The organism is Amycolatopsis sp. NPDC023774, from assembly GCF_040639695.1.
GTDB lineage: Bacteria > Actinomycetota > Actinomycetes > Mycobacteriales > Pseudonocardiaceae > Amycolatopsis.
In genome coordinates this window covers 103,784-123,378 of sequence record NZ_JBFAAJ010000006.1, presented here as the reverse complement: position 1 = coordinate 123,378, position 19,595 = coordinate 103,784, and the positions used below count along the sequence as shown (strand labels likewise).

The window sequence follows — 19,595 nt, the reverse complement described above, 5'->3', positions numbered from 1 at the left end:
ACAAAGCTAGCCCGACCGGTTGTCACCGGCAAGGACTAACGTGAGGAATTTTCCGACAGTCTCACTCGGCGGTAACCGGGGCCTCCTCCAGCAACCACAGGACGCCGTTCGGCGGCAGCTGCAGCACCGCCGACGCCGGCAGGCCGTGCCACGGCTTCGCGACCGCCTCGACCGCACCCAGGTTGCCGACCCCGGACCCGCCGTAGACCTCGGCGTCGGTGTTCAGCAGCTCGGTCCAGCGCCCGGCGGCGGGCAGGCCCACGCGGTAGTCGTGGTGCGGCACGCCCGCGAAGTTCGCGATGCACGCCAGTCGCGAGCCGTCGGAGCCGATGCGCAGGAAGCTGAGCACGTTGCCGGCCGAGTCGTTGGCGTCGATCCACTGGAAGCCCTCCGGCCGCACGTCTCCGCTGAAGAGCGCGGCGGTGGACCGGTAGATGTCGTTGAGGCGGCGCAGCAGGTCCTGCACGCCGCGGTGCAGCGGCGCGTCGAGCAGATGCCAGTCGAGCGAGCGCGACTCCGACCACTCCTGCGGCTGCCCGAACTCGCCGCCCATGAACAGCAGCTGCTTGCCCGGGTGGGCCCACATGAACGCCAGCAGTGAACGCAGGCCCGCCGCCTTGTTCCAGTCGTCGCCCGGCATGCGCTGCCACAGGGAACCCTTGCCGTGCACCACTTCGTCGTGCGAGAGCGGCAGCACGAAGTTCTCGCTCCACGCGTAGACGAGCGAGAACGTCATCTCGTTGTGGTGGTAGGCGCGGTGGATCGGCTCGTGGCCGAAGTAGCGCAGCGTGTCGTGCATCCAGCCCATGTTCCACTTGAAGCCGAAGCCGAGCCCGCCGAGATGCGTCGGCCGCGTGACGCCCGGCCACGCGGTGGACTCCTCGGCCACCATCACCACGCCCGGGTGTCGCCTGTAGACAGTCGCGTTGAGCTCCTGCAGGAATCGCACGGCGTCGAGGTTTTCGCGGCCGCCGTACTCGTTGGGCAGCCACTCGCCGTCCTTGCGCGAGTAATCGAGGTAGAGCATCGACGCGACGGCGTCCACGCGCAGGCCGTCGAGGTGGAACTCCTCCAGCCAGTACAGCGCGTTGGCCACGAGGAAGTTGCGCACCTCGTTGCGGCCGAAGTTGAACACGAGCGTGCCCCAGTCGGGCTGCTCGCCGCGGCGCGGGTCCTCGTGCTCGTAGAGCGGGCTGCCGTCGAAGCGCGCGAGCGCCCAGATGTCGCGCGGGAAGTGCGCGGGCACCCAGTCCACGAGGACACCGATCCCCCGCTGGTGCAGGTGGTCCACGAGGTAGCGGAAGTCGTCGGGCGAGCCGAAGCGCGAGGTCGGCGCGTAGTACGACGTGACCTGGTAGCCCCACGAACCGCCGAACGGGTGCTCGGCCACGGGCAGGAACTCCACGTGGGTGAAGCCGGTGTCGCTCACGTAGTCGGCGAGCTGGTCGGCCAGCTCGCGGTAGTTCAGCCCGGGCCGCCACGAGCCGAGGTGGACCTCGTACACGCTCATCGGGGCGTCGGCCCAGTTCGTCACCTCTCGGCGCGCGGTCCACTCGTCGTCAGCCCAGGTGTAGGCCGACTTCGTGACCTTCGACGCGGTCGCGGGCGGCACCTCGGTGGCGAACGCCATCGGGTCGGCCTTCTCGTGCCAGTGCCCGTCGGCGCCGAGGATCCGGAACTTGTAGCAGGAGCCGATCGGCACGTCGGGCACGAACAGCTCCCACACGCCCGACGAGCCGAGCGAGCGCATCGCGTGCCCGCGGCCCTCCCAGCCGTTGAAGTCGCCGATCACCCGCACGCCGCGCGCGGTCGGCGCCCACACCGCGAAGGACACGCCTTCGACCGCGCCGTGGGGCGTGTCGAAGTCGCGCACGTGAGCGCCGAGGACGTCCCACAGCCGTTCGTGGCGCCCCTCGCCGATGAGGTGCAGGTCGAGCTCGCCCACCGTGGGCAGCCAGCGGTACGGGTCGTCGGTGACCACGGTGTGTCCGTCGTAGTCCACCTCGAGCCGGTAGTCGCCCGGGTGCTCGGGCAGCGGCGCCGCGAACAACGCGTCGGCCACACGTTCCAGCGGGAACCGCCGGTCCCCCGCCAGCACGGAGACGGACTTCGCCCCCGGCACCAACGCGCGCGCCACGACGGTGCCGGGGCTCGTGCTGCCGATGCCCACTGTCCCCTGGGCGTGCACGCCGAGCACCGAGTGCGGGTCGTGGTGCGATCCGGCCAGCAGCCGGTCGATGTCCTGCGGGGACGGAGCCGCCGCGGGCAGATCCCGGGAAACCGCGTTCACGTCTTCACTCACCTCCGTGGGCGATGCGGGCGATCGCCGCCAGCGGCACGGCCAGCCAGTCGGGCCGGTTCGCGTGCTCGTAGGCCACTTCGTACACCGCTTTGTCGAGTTCGAACGCACGAAGCAGTTCTCCGTGCTCGCGCGGGTCGCCGATCGGGCCGGCGGCCCCGGCGTACCCGTCGCAGAAGGCCGTGCGGTTGCGGCGGGCCCATTCGAGCGCGCGTTCGGTCAGCACCGGGTCGTCCGGCTGGCCCACCAGCAGCTGCTGGGCCGCGTAGTCGAACGAGCGCAGCATGCCCGCGACGTCGCGCAGCGGCGACCGCAGCGCGTGCCGCTCTGCCAGCGGCGCCGCCGGCTCGCCCTCGAAGTCGAGCAACAGCCATCCCCCGACTGTGCGCAGCACCTGGCCGAGGTGCAGGTCGCCGTGGATGTACTGCATCGAGACCCCCGGCCGGCCCGGCGGCAGCTCGCGCAGCGCGTCGAACACCTTGTGCAGCGCGGGTGCCTGCTCGGCCAGCTCCGGCACGTCACGCGCGATCCGGTCGAGCCGCTCGGTCATGCCCGCCACCGTGCGGTCGAGCTCGGACTCGTCCACCGGGTGCGCGCCCAGCGCCGCCGCGAGATCGGCGTGGACGTGCGCCACCGCCGCGCCGAGGCGCTCGGCTTCGCCGGCGAAGTCGCCGCCGACCTCGTCGGGGTGCAGCTCGGGCTCGGCCATCAGGTCGCGCACGCTCGTGGTGGCCATGGCCCAGCCGTCGACGGCGTCGGGCAGGAACACCTGCAGCATCGCGATCGTCGCCGGCTCCCCGGCGAGCTCGCCGGTGATCGAGCCGACGACCTCGGCGATGTGCTCGCAGCCCGCCTTCTGCAGCGCGCGGTGCAGCAGCAGGTCCTTGTTGGTCCCCGGGCTGAGCTTGCGGAACAGCTTCAGGATGTACTGCCCCCCGTACACCAGCGAGGTGTTGCTCTGCTCGGAGGTGATGGGCCGTGCGCGCAGCCCGCCGGTCAGCCGCGCACCGGGCTCGTGCTCGAACACCAGCGGGCCGACGCGGTCGCCGGCCACCATGTGGTCGAGCAGCACCGCGGTCAGGTCCGCGTCGCCGCTGGCCTCGTAGAAGTTGAGGCCGCCGTCGGCGCCGATCCACGCCGTCGACGAGATCTCCGGCGGGTGCGAACGGCGCCCGACCAGCAGCTGGTAAGGCTCGGACCGCTCGCCCTGCACCACCTCGACGACCACGTGCAGCAGCTGCGGATCGCCTTCGACCAGCACAGTGGACGCGAGCGCGCGGACGGCCGTGATCGGCCGGTCCTTGCCCGCGAACCACCGCTGCGCCGGAAGCCAGGACGGCAGCTCTGCGACGAGCTGCTCGACCAGATGCCCGTGGTCGCTCAAGGCACTCACCTCATTTCGCCTTCGGCTTCCCGCTCGAGGAGCTGGAACCAGTAGAACCCGTGTCCGGGCAACGTGAGCAGGTACGGAAGTTCACCGACCTCCGGGAACCGCACCCCGCCGGTGAGCTCCACCGGCACCGAGCCGCGGTGGCCCGCCAGGTCGAGCTCCACCGGCTGCGGGAAGCGCGACAGGTTGTTCACGCACAGCACCACGTCCTCGCGCCCGTCCGGCCGGCACCACTGGCGCTTGTACGCCAGCACGCTCGGGTTGGACCCACCGAGGTCCACGAAGTCGCCCTCGGCGAACGCGTGGTGCTGCTTGCGCACCTCGATCATCCGCCGCGTCCAGTTCAGCAGCGACGACACGTTGTTCGACTGGGCCTCGACGTTGAGGGCCTCGTACCCGTAAACCGGGTCCATGATCACCGGCAGATAGATGCGGCCGGGGTCGCACGAGGAGAAGCCGGCATTGCGGTCCGGCGTCCACTGCATGGGGGTGCGGACCGCGTCGCGGTCGCCGAGCCAGATGTTGTCTCCCATGCCGATCTCGTCACCGTAGTACAGAACGGGCGAGCCCGGCAGCGAGAGCAGCATCGCCGTGAAGAGCTCCTGCTGGTTGCGGTCGTTGTCCAGCAACGGCGCCAGGCGCCTGCGGATGCCGATGTTGGCCTTCATCCGCGGGTCTTTGGCGTACTCGGAGTACATGTAGTCGCGCTCTTCGTCCGTGACCATCTCGAGCGTGAGCTCGTCGTGGTTGCGCAGGAAGATGCCCCACTGCGTGCCGCTCGGGATCTGCGGGGTCTGCAGCAGGATCTCCGAGATCGGGAACCGCGACTCACGCCGCACCGCCATGAAGAGGCGCGGCATCAGCGGGAAGTGGAACGCCATGTGGCACTCGTCGCCGCCGACCTCCGGGTCGCCGAAGTACTCGACCACGTCGGAGGGCCACTGGTTCGCCTCCGCCAGCAGGATCCGGCCGGGGAACTCGTCGTCGACGACCTTGCGGCAACGCTTGAGGAACTCGTGCGTGCGCGGCAGGTTCTCGCAGTTGGTGCCTTCCTGCTCGAACAGGTACGGCACGGCGTCGAGCCGGAACCCGTCGATGCCGAGGTCGAGCCAGAACCGCAGCACGTCGATCATCGCTTCCTGCACGGCCGGGTTCTCGTAGTTGAGATCCGGCTGATGGCTGAAGAAGCGGTGCCAGTAGAACTGGCCGCGCACCGGGTCGTAGGTCCAGTTCGACGTCTCGGTGTCGACGAAGATGATGCGCGCGTCGGCGTAGCGCGAGTCGTCGTCGCTCCACACGTAGTAGTCGCCGTACGGGCCGTCCGGGTCCGAACGCGACTGCTGGAACCACGGGTGCGCGTCGGAGGTGTGGTTGAGCACGAGGTCGGTGATCACGCGGATGCCGCGCCGGTGCGCCTCGCCGAGCAAGTACACGAAGTCCTCGACGGTGCCGAACTCCGGCAGCACCGAGCGGAAGTCGCTGATGTCGTAGCCCCCGTCGCGCAGCGGCGACGCGTAGAACGGCGGCAGCCACAGGCAGTCGACGCCGAGCCACTCCAGGTAATCCAGCCGGCTCGCGAGCCCGCGCAGGTCGCCCGTGCCGTCACCGTTCGAGTCGGTGAAGGCCCGCACCAGCACCTCGTAGAACACGGCGCCCTTGAACCAGTGCGGGTCGCGCGGCGCCTCTTCGGCGTGCGCGAACTCGTCCGCCTGCGGTTCCACCAGCAGGCCCTCGGCGGTCATCGCCTCGCCCGTGTGGGGAACACCGTCCAGGCCCAGCGCTGCGTCGGGCCGGCTCTCGTCGTCCATCAAACTCCACCTCGTCCCGCGTCTGGCGGTACGTTCGATCGTCCCTGCCGCGTGCCGTGCGTGCAGGGTGGCTGGAAAATCCTTCGGGCCCGGTTACGCCGCGAGCCGGCGCCGGACCGCGACCACGTGCGCGACCGCACGCCACGGTTCGAGCCGGACGAAGTTGGCCTGGCCCCAGTCCCAGGTCTCCCCGGTGACTTCGTCGTGGGCGATGAGCCGCTCGTGCCAGTCGAAGCCGAGTGACTCCAGGTCGAGCCACAGGGTGCCTTCCTGCGCACCGTGCGGATCGAGGTTCACCACCGTGACGACGGTGTCGCCGGTCGCCGGGTCCTGTTTGGAGTAGGCGAGCAGCGCGCCGTTGTCGACGTGGTGGAACCGCAGGGTCCGCATGCCCTGCAACGCCGGGTGGATCTTGCGGATCGTGTTGAGCTTCGTGAGCCACGGCTCCAGCGAGCGGCCTTCGGCCAGCGCCCGCTCGAAGTCGCGCGGACGCAACTGGTACTTCTCCGAGTCGAGGTACTCCTCGCTGCCCTCGCGCACCGGCTGGTGCTCGTAGAGCTCGTAGCCGGAGTAGACGCCCCACGTCGGCGACAGCGTGGCGGCCAGCGCCGCCCGCAGCGCGAACATCCCGGGGCCGCCGTGCTGCAGCGACTCGTGGAGGATGTCCGGGGTGTTCACGAACAGGTTGGGGCGGCCCTCGTTCCAGTGCTCGACCAGGTCGGTGCCGAACTCGGTCAGCTCGTCCTTGCTCGTGCGCCAGGTGAAGTAGGTGTAGCTCTGGGTGAAGCCGAGCTTCGCCAGGCCCCACAGCCGTGCCGGGCGCGTGAACGCCTCGGCCAGGAACAGCACGTCGGGGTGCGCGTCCTTGACCGACTGGATCAGCCACGCCCAGAAGTCCGGCGGCTTGGTGTGCGGGTTGTCCACCCGGAAGATGCGCACCCCGTGCGACACCCAGTGGAGCACGACGCGGAGCACCTCGTCGTAGATGCCGCGCGGGTCGTTGTCGAAGTTGACCGGGTAGATGTCCTGGTACTTCTTCGGCGGGTTCTCGGCGTAGGCGATCGTGCCGTCCGGGCGCGTGGTGAAGAACTCCGGGTGCTTGAGGACCCACGGGTGGTCGGGCGCGGCTTGCAGCGCGAGGTCGAGCGCCACCTCCATGCCCAGCTCCTCGGCGCGGGCGACGAAGGCGTCGAAGTCGTCGAACGTGCCGAGGTCCGGGTGGATCGCGTCGTGCCCGCCCTCGTCGGCGCCGATGGCCCACGGCGAGCCGACGTCCTCGGGCGTGGCGACGAGGGTGTTGTTGGGACCCTTGCGGTTCACTCGCCCGATCGGGTGGATCGGCGGTAGGTACGCCACGTCGAAGCCCATGCCCGCAACCCGGTCGAGTGACCGCGCGGCGGTGGCGAACGTGCCGTGGACGGCGTTGCCGTGCTCGTCGACCCCACCCGTGGAACGGGGGAAGAACTCGTACCACGAGCCGAAGGCAGCGCGCTTGCGGTCGACCCACAGCTTCAGCGGTTTGCCCTTGGTGATCAGTTCCCGCACGGGGAATTCGTGCATCAAGTGGCGCACTTCGGGCGAAAGCGCGGCGCCCACGCGTTCGCCGAGATCGCGGCCGGTGTCGCGCAGGTCCCTCGCCGCACCCGCGAGCAGTGCGCGCTCGCCGCGGCGTTCGGGCCGGCGGGACACACGCTCGAGCAGCCGCGCGCCGTTCTCGAGGTCGTTGGCGAGGTCCTCGGGTCCTTGCCCCGCAGCGATCTTGACCTCGACGGCGTGTTCCCACGTCGCCCACGGGTCGCTCCACGCGTCCACGCGGTAGGTCCACAGACCCTCGGCGTCGGGCACGATCACGGCGGCGAAGAGATCCAGACCCTTGCCGCGCTCGGCCATCCGCGTCTGGCGCGAGACCCGGTCGCCGGGACCGCGCCACGCGACGGTGGCCGCCACGGCGTCGTGCCCCTCGCGCCACACCGTGGCGGAGACCGGAAAGTGTTCTCCCACAACGGCTTTCGCCGGGTACCGACCGCAGCTGACGGTCGGGTTGACGTCGTCGATACCGAGCCGGCCGGTCATGGCAACGCCCCTCTTGGCTGTGCTGATTTCCGTGCGAACGCGAGCACGGTCAGTGTGCCTGATTCCCTCAAAGCCCTTGACAGCGGGGCCTTTTACCGTTGTACCCGCCACCCGGTCGGACGAAACGAATCCGTCCGGGCGGAGTTTCCTCCCAGTCCCACACTTTTGGCGCATGCGCAACTCGAACGGCGGAACAATCACCCGAGCCTTTTTTTCGCAGATCCCGCGTAACGCAGAAGTCGAACAACGTTCACAGTTGCCCGTGCGGGTCGACGACCCGGCGGGACCCGGACCGGACTGTCCACAGTGGGCGCCGGACACAGGACCGCACCGCCGGTCCGGGGGTCTGTCTCCCCCGGTCCGGCGGCGCGGTGCAGTGGTACGGACCTGGCCGGCGCGGGCTCAGCCGACGCGGGCCGGCAGCGCGGCGAGGATGTCCTGCACGCGCTGCTTGGCGTCGCCGAAGAGCATCTGGCTGTTCTCGCGGAAGAACAACGGGTTCTGCACGCCCGCGTAGCCCGGCGCCATGGACCGCTTGAAGACCACGACGTTGCCGGCCTCCCAGACCCGCAGCACCGGCATGCCCGCGATCGGGCTGCCCGGGTCCTCCGCGGCCGAGGGGTTCACGGTGTCGTTGGCCCCGATCACCAGTACGACGTCGGTGTCGGCGAGGTCGTCGTTGATCTCGTCCATCTCCAGGACGATGTCGTAGGGCACCTTCGCCTCGGCGAGCAGCACGTTCATGTGCCCGGGCAGCCGGCCGGCGACGGGGTGCACGCCGAACCGGACGTTCACGCCCTGCTCGCGCAGCCGCCGCGTCAGCTCGGCCACCGGCGACTGCGCCTGCGCGACCGCCATGCCGTAACCCGGCGTGATGACCACCGAACTCGCGTTCGACAGCAGTTCGGCCACCCCGGCTGCGTCGATCTCGCGGTGCTCGCCCGTGACCTCCGCCGGGCCGCTGGTCGCCGGCGCGCCGAAGCCGCCCGCGATGACGGAGATGAACGACCGGTTCATCGCCTTGCACATCACGTAGGACAGGTACGCACCGGACGAGCCGACGAGCGCGCCGGTGATGATCAGCAAGTCGTTGCCCAACAGGAAGCCCGAGGCGGCCGCGGCCCAGCCGGAGTAGCTGTTGAGCATCGACACGACCACCGGCATGTCGCCGCCGCCGATCGAGGCGACGAGGTGGACGCCGAGCGCCAGCGCGAGCACCGTGACCACCACGAGCAGCCACGGGGCGGGGCTGATCACGAAGAACACCGTGAGCACCGCGAACGCGATCAGCGCGCCGAGGTTGAGCACGTTCTTGCCCGGCAGCTGCAGCGGCGCCGACGGGATCCGCGCCGACAGCTTCAGGTAGGCGATGATCGAGCCGGTGAACGTCACGGCGCCGATGAACACGCCGATCACGACCTCGGCGTGGTGGATGCCCAGCAGCGACCCCACGAGCTCGGTCTGCGCGGTGTTCCCCTCGACCTCGAGGAACCCGTTCCAGCCGACCAGCACCGCGGCGAGACCGACGAAGCTGTGCATCAGCGCGATCAGCTCGGGCATGCCCGTCATCTCGACCACGCGCGCCCGCCACACCCCGATCGCGGCGCCGATCACGAGCGCGATGAGCAGCAGCGTGATGCCGAGACCCGACGCCAGGCCCAGCGCGGTGGCCGCGGTCGCGACCAGCGCGATCGCCATGCCGGCGATCCCGAACCAGACCCCGCGGCGCGAGGTCTCGTGCTTGGCGAGCCCCGCGAGGCTGGCCACGAACAACAGGGCGGCGATCAGGTACGCCGCCGACTTCCACGTTTCAGCGTGCACTGCTCGCTCAGCTCCTCGAGAACATCGACAGCATCCGTCGGGTCACCAGGAAGCCACCGACGATGTTGATGGCGGCCAGCAGCACGGCGGCCGCGGCCAGGATGGTGGTGGCGAACCCGCCGCCGGTGATCTGCAGGATCGCGCCGACGACGATGATCCCGGAGATCGCGTTGGTGACCGACATCAGCGGCGTGTGCAGCGCGTGGTGCACGTTGCCGATCACGTAGAAGCCGATCACGATGGCGAGCACGAACACCGTCAGGTGCCCGGCCAGCTCGGGGGGCGCGAACGCCGACGCCAGGAACAGGACCACCGCGCCGAGCATGGCGACCGTCGCCCGCGCCCACGGCGAGCGGGGCTTCTCGGGTTCCGGCGCCGGGGCCGGGGCGGCGGCTGGCGCGGCCTGCGGTGCCGCGCTCACCGACACCTTCGGCGGCGGCCACAGGACCTCGCCGTCGCGGACCACGGTGAGCCCACGCTGCACGACGTCGTCGAAGTCGAGGGCGAGCCGGCCGTCCTTCTCCGGCGTGAGCAGCTTCAGCAGGTTGACCACGTTGGTGCCGTAGAGCTGCGAAGCCTGCGCGGGCAGCCGGCCCGGCAGGTCGGTGTAGCCGATGATCGTGACGCCGCCCTCGGTGGTCACGACCTCACCGGCCTCGGTACCGGCGACGTTGCCGCCCTGCGCGGCGGCCATGTCGACGATGACGCTGCCCGGCTTCATCGACGCGACCTGCTCGGCCGTGAGCAGCTTCGGCGCGGGCCGGCCCGGGATGAGCGCGGTCGTGATGACGATGTCGACGTCGGCGGCCTGCTCGGAGTAGATCTCCGCCGCCCGCTTGTCGTAGTCCTCCGAGGTCGCCCTGGCGTACCCGTCCGTGCTGGCCTCCTGCTCGACCTCGACGGCGAGGTACTCGCCACCGAGCGAACGGACCTGGTCGGCCACCTCCGGCCGCGGGTCGGTCGCGCGGACCACGGCGCCCAGGCTGTTGGCCGCCGCGATCGCCGCCAGACCGGCGACCCCGGCCCCCGCGACGAGCACTTTCGCCGGCGGTACCTTGCCCGCCGCGGTGACCTGGCCCGTGAAAAACCGGCCGAACACGTGCGCGGCCTCGATCACGGCCCGGTAGCCCGCGATGTTCGCCATCGAGCTGAGCACGTCCAGCGACTGCGCGCGCGAGATGCGGGGCACTGCGTCCATCGCGAGCGCCGTGACGCCACGGGCAGCCAGTGCCGCGAGCCGGTCCGGCTCGAGCGCGGGCGCCAGCATCGACACCAGGGTCGTACCGGGGCGCAGTCTCTCGATCTCACCCGGGTCGGGCGCGTTGACGGTGACGACGACGTCCGCGTCCCACACCGGATCGGCCGACACCTCGGCGCCCGCGGACAGGTAGGCCTCGTCGTCGAACCCCGATCGCACGCCGGCCCCGGACTCCACCAGCACGCGGTAGCCCAGGCCGATGGCCTTGCGCACGGTGTCCGGCGTCAGCGCGACGCGGGTCTCGGTTTTCGTCGACTCCGCGACCAGTCCGATTCGCAGACCGGGCTCGGATCCAGTGCCGTCGTCGCTCATGCACTTCTCCTCGGGATATCCACGGTGGATTTCAGCATCCAACGATCCGGCTGGCGAGGGGGATTCCGGCGTTCCGGGGTGAGAGTGATCTCTTGACCGATTTCTGCGAAACCTCTTGATCGATGCACCTCGAGAACGCCGGACCCCCGCGTCAAAGCGGCTGGGGGCCCGGCACGAAGTCCCGCGGCGCTCGGAGCAGCTGCAACGACCTGGCCGCCACCACGATGCGCGTCTTCGGATCCAGCGCCCCGACGTACGCGGGGCTGCCGTCCGCCGTGCCGGTGTCCAGCGTGGGTTTGTATGTGGCACCGTACTCGGGTCCGGGCAGCACCACCTCCACGTCGTCCTCGCCGGCGTGCAGGATCAGCAGCCACGAGTGGTCGGTGACGAGCTCGCCCTCGCGGTTGCGGGCCTGGGAGTTGGAGCCGTCGATCCACATACACAGCGTGCGGCGGCTCTCGTCGAACCAGTCGATCTCGTCGAACTCCTCGCCGTCGGGCCGGAACCAGACGAGGTCCGGTTTGCCGGTGGGCGTGGTGCGGCCTTCGAAGAACTCCGGCTGGCGCAGCGCGGGGCTGCTCGCACGCAGGCGGACCACGCGCCGGGCGAAGGCGAGCATCGGCTCCGACGCGGCCGAGGGCGTCCAGTCGACCCACGACGTCTCGTCGTCGAGGCAGTAGGCGTTGTTGTTGCCGCCCTGGGTCCGCCACATCTCGTCGCCCGCGACGAACATCGGCGTGCCGGTGGACAGCAGCAGCGTGGCGAAGAGGTTGCGCGCCTGCCGGGTGCGCAACGCGACGATCGCCTGGTCGTCGGTCTCGCCCTCCACGCCGTGGTTCCACGAGCGGTTGTCGGTGGTGCCGTCGCGGTTGTCCTCTCCGTTGGCCTCGTTGTGCTTTTCGTTGTAGGACACCAGATCCCGCAAGGTGAAGCCGTCGTGCGCGGTCACGAAGTTGATCGACTGCCACGGCCGGCGCAGGTTGTGGTCGTAGAGGTCCGACGAACCCGAGAGCCGGTAGGCGAGGTCGCGCACGCCCGTGACGCCGCGCCAGAAGTCGCGCAGGGTGTCGCGGTAGCGGCCGTTCCACTCCGCCCACTGCGCGCCGAAGTCGCCGACGCGGTAGCCCTCCCCCGTTGCGTCCCACGGTTCGGCGATGAGCTTGCACCGCGACAGCACCGGGTCGGTGGTGATGGCCGTGAGCATGGTCGAGTCACGGTCGAACATGCCGCCGCGCGGGCGGCCCAGCGTGCTCGCGAGGTCGAACCGGAAGCCGTCGACGCCGAGCTCCTGCGTCCAGTACCGCAGCGAATCCGTGACGAGCCGGACCACGGTCGGCGAGCCCGAGTCGAGGGTGTTGCCGCAGCCGGTGATGTCGGCCATGTGCCCGCGTTTGGTGTGCAGGTAGTACGCCGGCGCGTCGAGCCCGCGCAGGAACAGCGTGGGCCCGTCGGGGCCGCCCTCGCAGGTGTGGTTGAAGACGACGTCGACGATCACCTCGATGTTGGCCGCGTGCAGGGCCGCCACCATCGTCCGGAACTCCTCGATCTCCCGGCCGGGTTCGCTCGCGTACCCGGGGTGCGGTGCGAAGTAGCCCAGGGGCGAGTAGCCCCAGTAGTTGTGCCGGCCCGCGCGCACCAGCGCCGGCTCGTCGGCGAACGCGTGCACCGGTAGCAGCTCCACTGTGGTCACGCCGAGCCGCGTGAGGTGCTCGATCGCCACCGGGTGCGCGAGACCCAGGTAGGTACCGCGCAGCGCTTCCGGGATGAACGGGTGCAGTTCGGTGAACCCCTTCACGTGCAGCTCGTAGATCACCGACTCCTCGAACGGCACCTCGGGCTTCACGCCCGTGTCCGGCCCGCCGGGCGAGGTGACCACCGAGAGCGGCACGCTGCCCAGTGAGTCCACAGTGGACGCAGGACCGCGGTCCGGGTCGCCCGCGAAGCCCTGCGCGGCCGCGAGGTCGGTCAGCCGGCCGCTGATCCGGTGCGCGTACGGGTCCACGAGCAGCTTCGCCGGGTTGCAGCGCAGCCCTCGTCCCGGGTCGTAGGGGCCGTGCACGCGGTAGCCGTAGCGCTGCCCCGGCGTGACGCCCGGGACCAGCCCGTGCCACACGCCGAACGTCCGCTCGGTCAGCTCGATCCGGCGCTCGGTGCCGTCGTCACCGAGGAGGCAGACCTCCACGGCGTCGGCCACCGCCGAGGTGACGGCGAACCGCACCCCTCCGGCTTCCGGGTGAGCGCCGAGCGGAAAGGGGCGGCCGGCCAGGACCTGGGTGTCGGAAGCGGGTCGTGTTGCCATGGGGAGATCCTCCCAAACCGACCGGGCCCGCGGGTCCGGCTACCCGGCTGAACTTTCCGGGGAAAGCACCGGATTTCCGCGTAAACGCCGGTCAGGAGGTGGCCACGAGGACGAACGACGCGCCCGGAAGCCGCACGGATTCACCGGCATGGTCGAACTCCGGCGTGTCCCAGGAGGCCAGGACCTCCCCCGGCGTCCCGCCCAGTGGGACGGTGGCCGCGGTTTCGCCGAAGTTGCAGGCGAGCCGCAGCGCGCCGCGGTGCAGCACGAGCCACGAATCGTCGGGCGCCGCCCGCACGACGAACCCGTCGAGATTCGGGTCCGCGAGCTCCGGCCGTTCGCGCCGCAGGCGGATCAACGTGCGGTAGGTCCGCAGCATCTCCTGGTGCGCCGGCTGCTCCGCCTCGGACCAGTCGAGCCGCGACCGCGCGACGGTCGCCGGGTCCATCGGGTCCGGCACGTCGGCCTCGCCCCAGCCGTGGCGGCCGAACTCGCGCCGCCGGCCCGTGCGCACGGCCTCGGCCAGCTCCGGGTCCGGGAAGGAGGCGAAGAACTGCCACGGCGTGCTCGCCGCCCACTCCTCGCCCATGAACACCATCGGCGTGTACGGCGAGCAGAACACCACCGCGGCCGCGGCCGCGATCAGGCCCGGCGCGACGGTGGCCGAGAGCCGGTCGCCGGTGGCGCGGTTGCCGATCTGGTCGTGGTTCTGCAGGTAAGCAAGGAAGCGGTGGCCCGGCACCTTCCGCGTATCCACCGGGCGGCCGTGGGTACGCTCGCGGAACGACGACCAGGTTGCGGCGTGGAAGAACACCTCGCGCAACGTTTTCGCGAGGGCGCCGGGCGCGGCGAAGTCGGCGTAGTAGCCCGTGGTCTCGCCGGTGATGCGCACGTGCAGGCAGTGGTGCAGGTCGTCGGACCACTGTGCGTGCACGCCGTAGCCGCCCCCTTCACGTGGGGTGACGAGCCGGGGGTCGTTCTGGTCCGACTCGGCGATCAGGGTGAGCGGGCGGCGCAGCGCCACGGACAGCTCGCCGACCTCGGTGGACAGCTCCTCCAGCAGGTGCGTGGCGCGCTTGTCGACCAGCGCGTGCACGGCGTCGAGCCGCAGCGCGTCCACGTGGAAGTCGCGCAGCCAGCCGAGCGCGTTGTCGAGCACGTAGCGGCGCACCTCGTCGGAGCCGGGGCCGTCGAGGTTGAGGCCGGCGCCCCAGTCGGTGTGGCCGGCGAAGTACGGGCCGAAGCGGTCGAGGTAGGCGCCCGAGGGGCCGAGGTGGTTGTAGACGACGTCCAGCACCACGGCGAGGCCGCGGGCGTGGCAGGCGTCGACGAAGCGTTTGAGGCCGTCCGGCCCGCCGTAGGGCTCGTGCACCGCGCCCCACAGCACGCCGTCGTAGCCCCAGCCGGCTGTGCCGTCGAACGAGTTCACCGGCAGCAGCTCGACGTGCGTGATGCCGAGGTCCACGAGATGGCCGAGACGCTCGATCGCCGAATCGAACGTGCCGCCCTCGGTGAAGGTGCCCAGGTGCATTTCGTAGACGACACCGCCGGGCAGCTGACGGCCCGTCCACGCGCCGTCGGTCCACTCGAACTCGGCGTGGTCGTACACCCGCGAAGCCTCGTGGACACCGGCCGGCTGGCGCAGCGAACGCGGGTCCGGCAGCGGCTTGTCGTCGTCGCCGAGGAGGAAGGCGTAGTCGGTGCCGGTGACGTCGGCCTGCCACCAGCCACCGGCGGTTCGGCGCATCTCGTGGTCAGCGCCGTCGACACGCACCCGCACGCGGTCCGCGGCAGGCGCCCACACGGTGAACATTCAGGAATCCCCTCGCACCAGAAGAGCCACCGGGTACCGGTCGAACAGGGCGGCGGCGGGCGGCGCGTCGCCGAGCGCCCGGCCGGTCAGCACGTCGGTCCAGAAGCCGTCGGTCAGCGGGAGCACGGTGTCGCGCCAGCCGCCGGCCTTCTCGAGCCCGACGGGCAGCCGTGTCACGGCCACCGCCAGGTTTTCCCCGCGCTGGAACGCCAGCAGGTGCTCCGCGGCCGTCCCCTCGGCCTTCAGCGGGCGATAGCCGGTGAACAGCTCGGGCCGTTCGCGCCGCAGCGTCAGCGTCCGGTGGACCACGAGCAGCTTCGCGGCACCCGTTTCGTCGACCTCCGGCTGCTCGCCGGCCTGCACGCGCTCGAGGATCTCGCGGCGCACGCCGTAGTCGACCTCGCGCCGGTTGTCCGGGTCCACGAGCGAGAAGTCCCACAGCTCGGTGCCCTGGTAGACGTCGGGCACACCCGGCCCGGCCAGCTGCACGAGCTTCTGGCCCAGCGAGTTCACCCAGCCCGGCCCGCGCAGCTTCCCGACGAGCTCCTCGACCTCGGCCACCAGCTCGGCGTCGCCCAGCACCTGCTCCGGCCACGCGGCGACGGCCTGCTCGAACGCCTCGTCGTGGTCGGTCCAGGTGGTGCGGAGCTTCGACTCCTTCGCCGCCTTGTCGAGGTAGTCGCGCAGGCGCTCGGGCGCGATCGGCCACGCCCCCACGAGCGTCTGCCACGCCAGCAGGTTCAGCGCCGGCTCGTCGATGCCGCGGCGCTTCGTCCAGCGGCGCACCGCGTCGCCGAACTCCTCGGACAACTCCGACAACGCCGCCTGCCGCGCCCGCGTGTCCTCGGAGCGCTTGGTGTCGTGCGTGGTCAGCGTGGTCATGCTCGCCGGGCGTCCGGCGGCGCGGCCCGCGGCCAGCCGGTGGAACTCCGCGGTGGAGAGCCCGAACCGATCCGGGTCGCCGCCGACCTCGTTGAGCGCGGCGAAGCGGGTGAAGCGGTAGAAGGTGGTGTCCTCGGTGCCCTTGGCCACCACCATGCCGGACGTCTGCTGGATGCGGGTCGCCAGCTCGCCGCCGGGTTCCGCGCGGACCTGCGTGTCCAGCGCGGTCAGGGCTTCGCTCAGATCGGGCCGGCGCGACCGCGCGCGCTCGACGGCCCCCGTCCACTCGGCGGCGCCCTCCGGCAGGTACGAGCGGTAGACGCCGAAGGCGACCATGACCTCGGCCACGGCGGCGCGCGCGGCGTCCGGTTCCACGCCGTCGACCAGGCCGGCGATCCGGTGCACCTCGGCCACCAGGATCCGGTCGGTGACCATGCGCCGCGCTTCCTCTTCCACGGCGAGGTAGTCGGTGCGTCCGCCCAGCTCGCCCGCGAGCCGGGTGAACGCGGGCTCCGCGGCCGGGTCCACGAACACGCCGGTGATCTCGTTCAGCGCGTCGTAGCCGGTGGTGCCGTCGACGGGCCAGCTCTGCGGCAGCGCCTCGCCCGGGTGCAGGATCTTCTCGACGACGAGCCACGCGTCGGGCGCGCCCGCGCGCAGCCGGCGCAGGTAGCCGCCCGGGTCGGCCAGACCGTCCGGGTGATCCACGCGCAGGCCGGCGACGTCGCCGTCGGCCACCCAGCGCAGCACCTCGCCATGGGTCTCGGCGAACACCTCGGCCTTCTCGACCGTGACGGCCGCGAGGTTCGTGATGTCGAAGAAGCGGCGATAGTTCAGCTCGGCGTTGCCGCGGCGCCAGCCGACGAGCTCGTAGTTCTGGCGCGCGTGCACCTCCTGAGGCGTGCCCTCGCCGGTGCCGGGCGCGATCGGGAAGCGGTGATCGTAGTAGACGAGTTCCGCGTCCTCGCCCGAGCCCTCGACGGTCAGCTCGGCGACGGCCGCGTCCTCGCCCAGCACGGGCAGCAACACCTTGCCGCGGCTCCAGTCGATGTCGAAGAACCCGGCGTGCTCCGAGGCCTGCCCGTGCCGGAGCACGTCCCACCACCAGCGGTTGAGCTTCGGGACCTCGACGGACATGTGGTTCGGCACGATGTCGACCACGAGCGTGAGCCCGGCGGAGGCCAGCCGCGCGACCAGCACCCGGCGGGCTTCCTCGCCGCCCAGCTCCGGCCGCGCGCGGGTCGGGTCGACCACGTCGTAGCCGTGGGCGGAGCCGGTCGTCGCGTCCAGCACGGGCGACGCGTAGAGCGCGCCCACGCCGAGCGAGCGCAGGTAGTCGACGATCCCGGCGGCATCGGTGAACGTGAACTCCGGACGTAGCTGCACCCGGTACGTCGAGGACGGCGCACTCACTCCTGCTCCTCCCGGCCGGTGCGCTGCAGCACCACGAGCGACCGCGCGGCGAGCGTGTGCTTGCCCCCGCCCGGGATCGGTTCCACGTCGGTCTTCCCGACCTGGCCGGTGGCCGTGTCGACGACGACGGTCCACTCGGTGCCGTACCCGTTGGCGGGCAGGGTCATCGCGATGTCCTCGTAGTGCGCGTTGAACGCGAGCAGGAACGACTCGTCGACCACCGCCATGCCGCGCGGGTCGAGGTCGGAGATGCCCTCGCCGTTGAGGAAGATGACCACGGACTTGCCGAAGCCGTCGTCCCAGTTCTGCTCGGTCATCTCCTCGCCGGCCGGGGTGAACCAGGCGATGTCACCGAGCTCCTCGCCCTTGCGCACCGGCTTGCCCTGGAAGAACCGGCGGCGCCGGAACACCGGGTGCGCCTTGCGGAACTCGGTGAGCGCGGCGGTGAACTCGACGAGGTCGGCGTTCTCCTTCGCGAGCGCCCAGTCCATCCAGGACAGTTCGGAGTCCTGGCAGTAGGCGTTGTTGTTGCCCTGCTGCGTGCGGCCCAGCTCGTCGCCGTGCAGCAGCATCGGCACGCCCTGCGACAGCAGCACGGTGGCGAGCAGGTTGCGGCGCTGGCGGGCGCGCAGCGCGAGGACCTCCTCGTCCTCGGTCGGGCCCTCCACACCGCAGTTCCACGACCGGTTGTCGTCGGCGCCGTCGCGATTGTCCTCGCCGTTGGCTTCGTTGTGCTTTTCGTTGTAGGACACCAGGTCCTCGAGCGTGAAGCCGTCGTGCGCGGTGACGAAGTTGATCGACGCGAACGGCCGGCGGCCGTCGTCCTGGTAGAGGTCCGAAGAACCCGTGATCCGGGAGGCGAACTCCCCCAGCGTCGACGGTTCGCCGCGCCAGAAGTCGCGGACGGTGTCGCGGTACTGCCCGTTCCACTCCGTCCACAGTGGCGGGAAGTTGCCCACCTGGTACCCGCCGGGGCCGACGTCCCACGGCTCGGCGATGAGCTTCACCTGGCTCACGATCGGGTCCTGCTGCACGAGCTCGAAGAACGTGGACAGGCGGTCGACGTCGTAGAACTCGCGCGCCAGCGCCGAGGCGAGGTCGAAGCGGAACCCGTCCACGTGCATCTCGGTGACCCAGTACCGCAGCGAGTCCATGATCAGCTGCAACGTGTGGGGGTTGCGGACGTTGAGCGAGTTGCCCGTGCCCGTGTAGTCCATGTAGTACTTCGGCTCGTCCTCGACCAGCCGGTAGTAGGCCTCGTTGTCGATGCCGCGCATGGACAGCGTCGGGCCGAGGTGGTTGCCCTCGGCGGTGTGGTTGTAGACGACGTCGAGGATCACCTCGATGTTCGCCTCGTGCAGAGCGCGGACCATGCCCTTGAACTCCTGCACCTGCCCGCCCTGGCCCGGCATCGCCGCGTAGCCGTCGTGGGGCGCGAAGAAGCCGATGGTGTTGTAGCCCCAGTAGTTGCGCAGGCCCTTCTGGTCCAGGCCGTGGTCGGTCACGAACTGGTGCACGGGCATGAGCTCCACCGCCGTGATGCCGAGCTTCTTCAGGTGCTCGATCACGGCGGGGTGCGCGAGGCCGGCGTACGTGCCGCGCAGGCGGTCGGGCACGAACGGGTGCGTCATCGTCATGCCGCGCACGTGCGCTTCGTAGATCACGGTCTCGTGGTAGGGCGTGCGCGGCGCCCGGTCGTTGGCCCAGTCGAAGAACGGGCTTACCACCAGCGAGTACGGCACGTGCCCGGCCGAGTCCTGGTCGTTGCGCTTCTCGGGGTTGTCGAACTCGTACCCGAACAGCGCCTCCGTCCAGTCGACGCCGCGCGAAAGCGCCTTGGCGTACGGGTCGATCAGGAGCTTGTTGGGGTTGCAGCGCAGGCCGCGCTCCGGGTCGTACGGGCCGTGCACGCGGTAGCCGTAGCGCTGGCCGGGGCCGACGCCGAGCAGGTAGCCGTGGTGGACGAAGCCGTCGACCTCCTCCAGCCGCGAGCGGGTTTCCTTGCCGTCCTCGTCGAACAGGCACAGGTCCACGTGCTCGGCCACTTCGGAGAACAGCGCGAAGTTGGTGCCCACTCCGTCGTAGGTGGCGCCGAGGGGGTACGGCGTTCCGGGCCAGGGGCGCACGGGGCTCTCCTTGAAGGACATCGGTTTCTCGGGAAGGGGGTATCTCGGGACGGGTTTCACGGCGACGACTGACTTACCCGCACCGGCGGGTCTCCAACCAC

The 19,595-nt window shown here is 70.6% G+C and carries 10 protein-coding genes; all 10 read right to left on the bottom strand.

Translation table 11 applies throughout. The features are described from left to right. Positions 1 to 61: 61 nt before the first annotated feature. Complete coding sequence (glgB, locus tag AB0F91_RS16740; RefSeq protein ID WP_360598420.1) at positions 62 to 2,290, bottom strand: 1,4-alpha-glucan branching protein GlgB; 2,229 nt, start codon at positions 2,288 to 2,290, stop codon at positions 62 to 64. Between the two features lie 4 nt (positions 2,291 to 2,294). Continuing rightward, positions 2,295 to 3,683 (bottom strand): aminoglycoside phosphotransferase, encoded by a 1,389-nt coding sequence (locus AB0F91_RS16735; protein ID WP_360598419.1) that lies wholly within the window; start codon positions 3,681 to 3,683, stop codon positions 2,295 to 2,297. Between the two features lie 5 nt (positions 3,684 to 3,688). Next, entirely contained in the window at positions 3,689 to 5,497 is a 1,809-nt protein-coding gene (gene treS, locus AB0F91_RS16730) for a maltose alpha-D-glucosyltransferase (RefSeq protein ID WP_360598418.1), read from the bottom strand. 93 nt (positions 5,498 to 5,590) lie between these two features. Continuing rightward, entirely contained in the window at positions 5,591 to 7,570 is a 1,980-nt protein-coding gene (locus AB0F91_RS16725) for a maltotransferase domain-containing protein (protein WP_360598417.1), read from the bottom strand. 402 nt (positions 7,571 to 7,972) lie between these two features. Continuing rightward, positions 7,973 to 9,391, bottom strand: a complete 1,419-nt coding sequence (gene pntB / locus AB0F91_RS16720; protein ID WP_360598416.1) for a Re/Si-specific NAD(P)(+) transhydrogenase subunit beta — start codon at positions 9,389 to 9,391, stop codon at positions 7,973 to 7,975. A 7-nt stretch (positions 9,392 to 9,398) separates the two neighbouring features. Beyond that, complete coding sequence (locus tag AB0F91_RS16715; RefSeq protein ID WP_360598415.1) at positions 9,399 to 10,961, bottom strand: Re/Si-specific NAD(P)(+) transhydrogenase subunit alpha; 1,563 nt, start codon at positions 10,959 to 10,961, stop codon at positions 9,399 to 9,401. 151 nt (positions 10,962 to 11,112) lie between these two features. Then, on the bottom strand, positions 11,113 to 13,260 hold the full coding sequence (gene glgX / locus AB0F91_RS16710; RefSeq protein ID WP_360598414.1) for a glycogen debranching protein GlgX: 2,148 nt from the start codon (positions 13,258 to 13,260) through the stop codon (positions 11,113 to 11,115). A gap of 91 nt (positions 13,261 to 13,351) precedes the next feature. Then, positions 13,352 to 15,073 (bottom strand): malto-oligosyltrehalose trehalohydrolase, encoded by a 1,722-nt coding sequence (gene treZ / locus AB0F91_RS16705; RefSeq protein ID WP_360598413.1) that lies wholly within the window; start codon positions 15,071 to 15,073, stop codon positions 13,352 to 13,354. Further along, entirely contained in the window at positions 15,074 to 17,368 is a 2,295-nt protein-coding gene (gene treY, locus AB0F91_RS16700; protein ID WP_360598412.1) for a malto-oligosyltrehalose synthase, read from the bottom strand. It lies immediately after the preceding gene. Next, a complete protein-coding gene (glgX, locus tag AB0F91_RS16695; RefSeq protein WP_360598411.1) occupies positions 17,365 to 19,494 on the bottom strand; it encodes a glycogen debranching protein GlgX in 2,130 nt (709 codons plus the stop codon). Before glgX (AB0F91_RS16695) ends, treY begins: the two co-directional genes overlap by 4 nt. Positions 19,495 to 19,595: the final 101 nt, after the last annotated feature.

Excerpts from the sequence above, each read along its gene's own strand:
- treS (WP_360598418.1), bottom strand. The coding sequence starts at position 5,497 with ATGGACGACGAGAGCCGGCCCGACGCAGCGCTGGGCCTGGACGGTGTT.
- AB0F91_RS16725 (WP_360598417.1), bottom strand. The coding sequence starts at position 7,570 with ATGACCGGCCGGCTCGGTATCGACGACGTCAACCCGACCGTCAGCTGC.
- AB0F91_RS16715 (WP_360598415.1), bottom strand. The coding sequence starts at position 10,961 with ATGAGCGACGACGGCACTGGATCCGAGCCCGGTCTGCGAATCGGACTG.
- glgX (WP_360598414.1), bottom strand. The coding sequence starts at position 13,260 with ATGGCAACACGACCCGCTTCCGACACCCAGGTCCTGGCCGGCCGCCCC.
- treZ (WP_360598413.1), bottom strand. The coding sequence starts at position 15,073 with ATGTTCACCGTGTGGGCGCCTGCCGCGGACCGCGTGCGGGTGCGTGTC.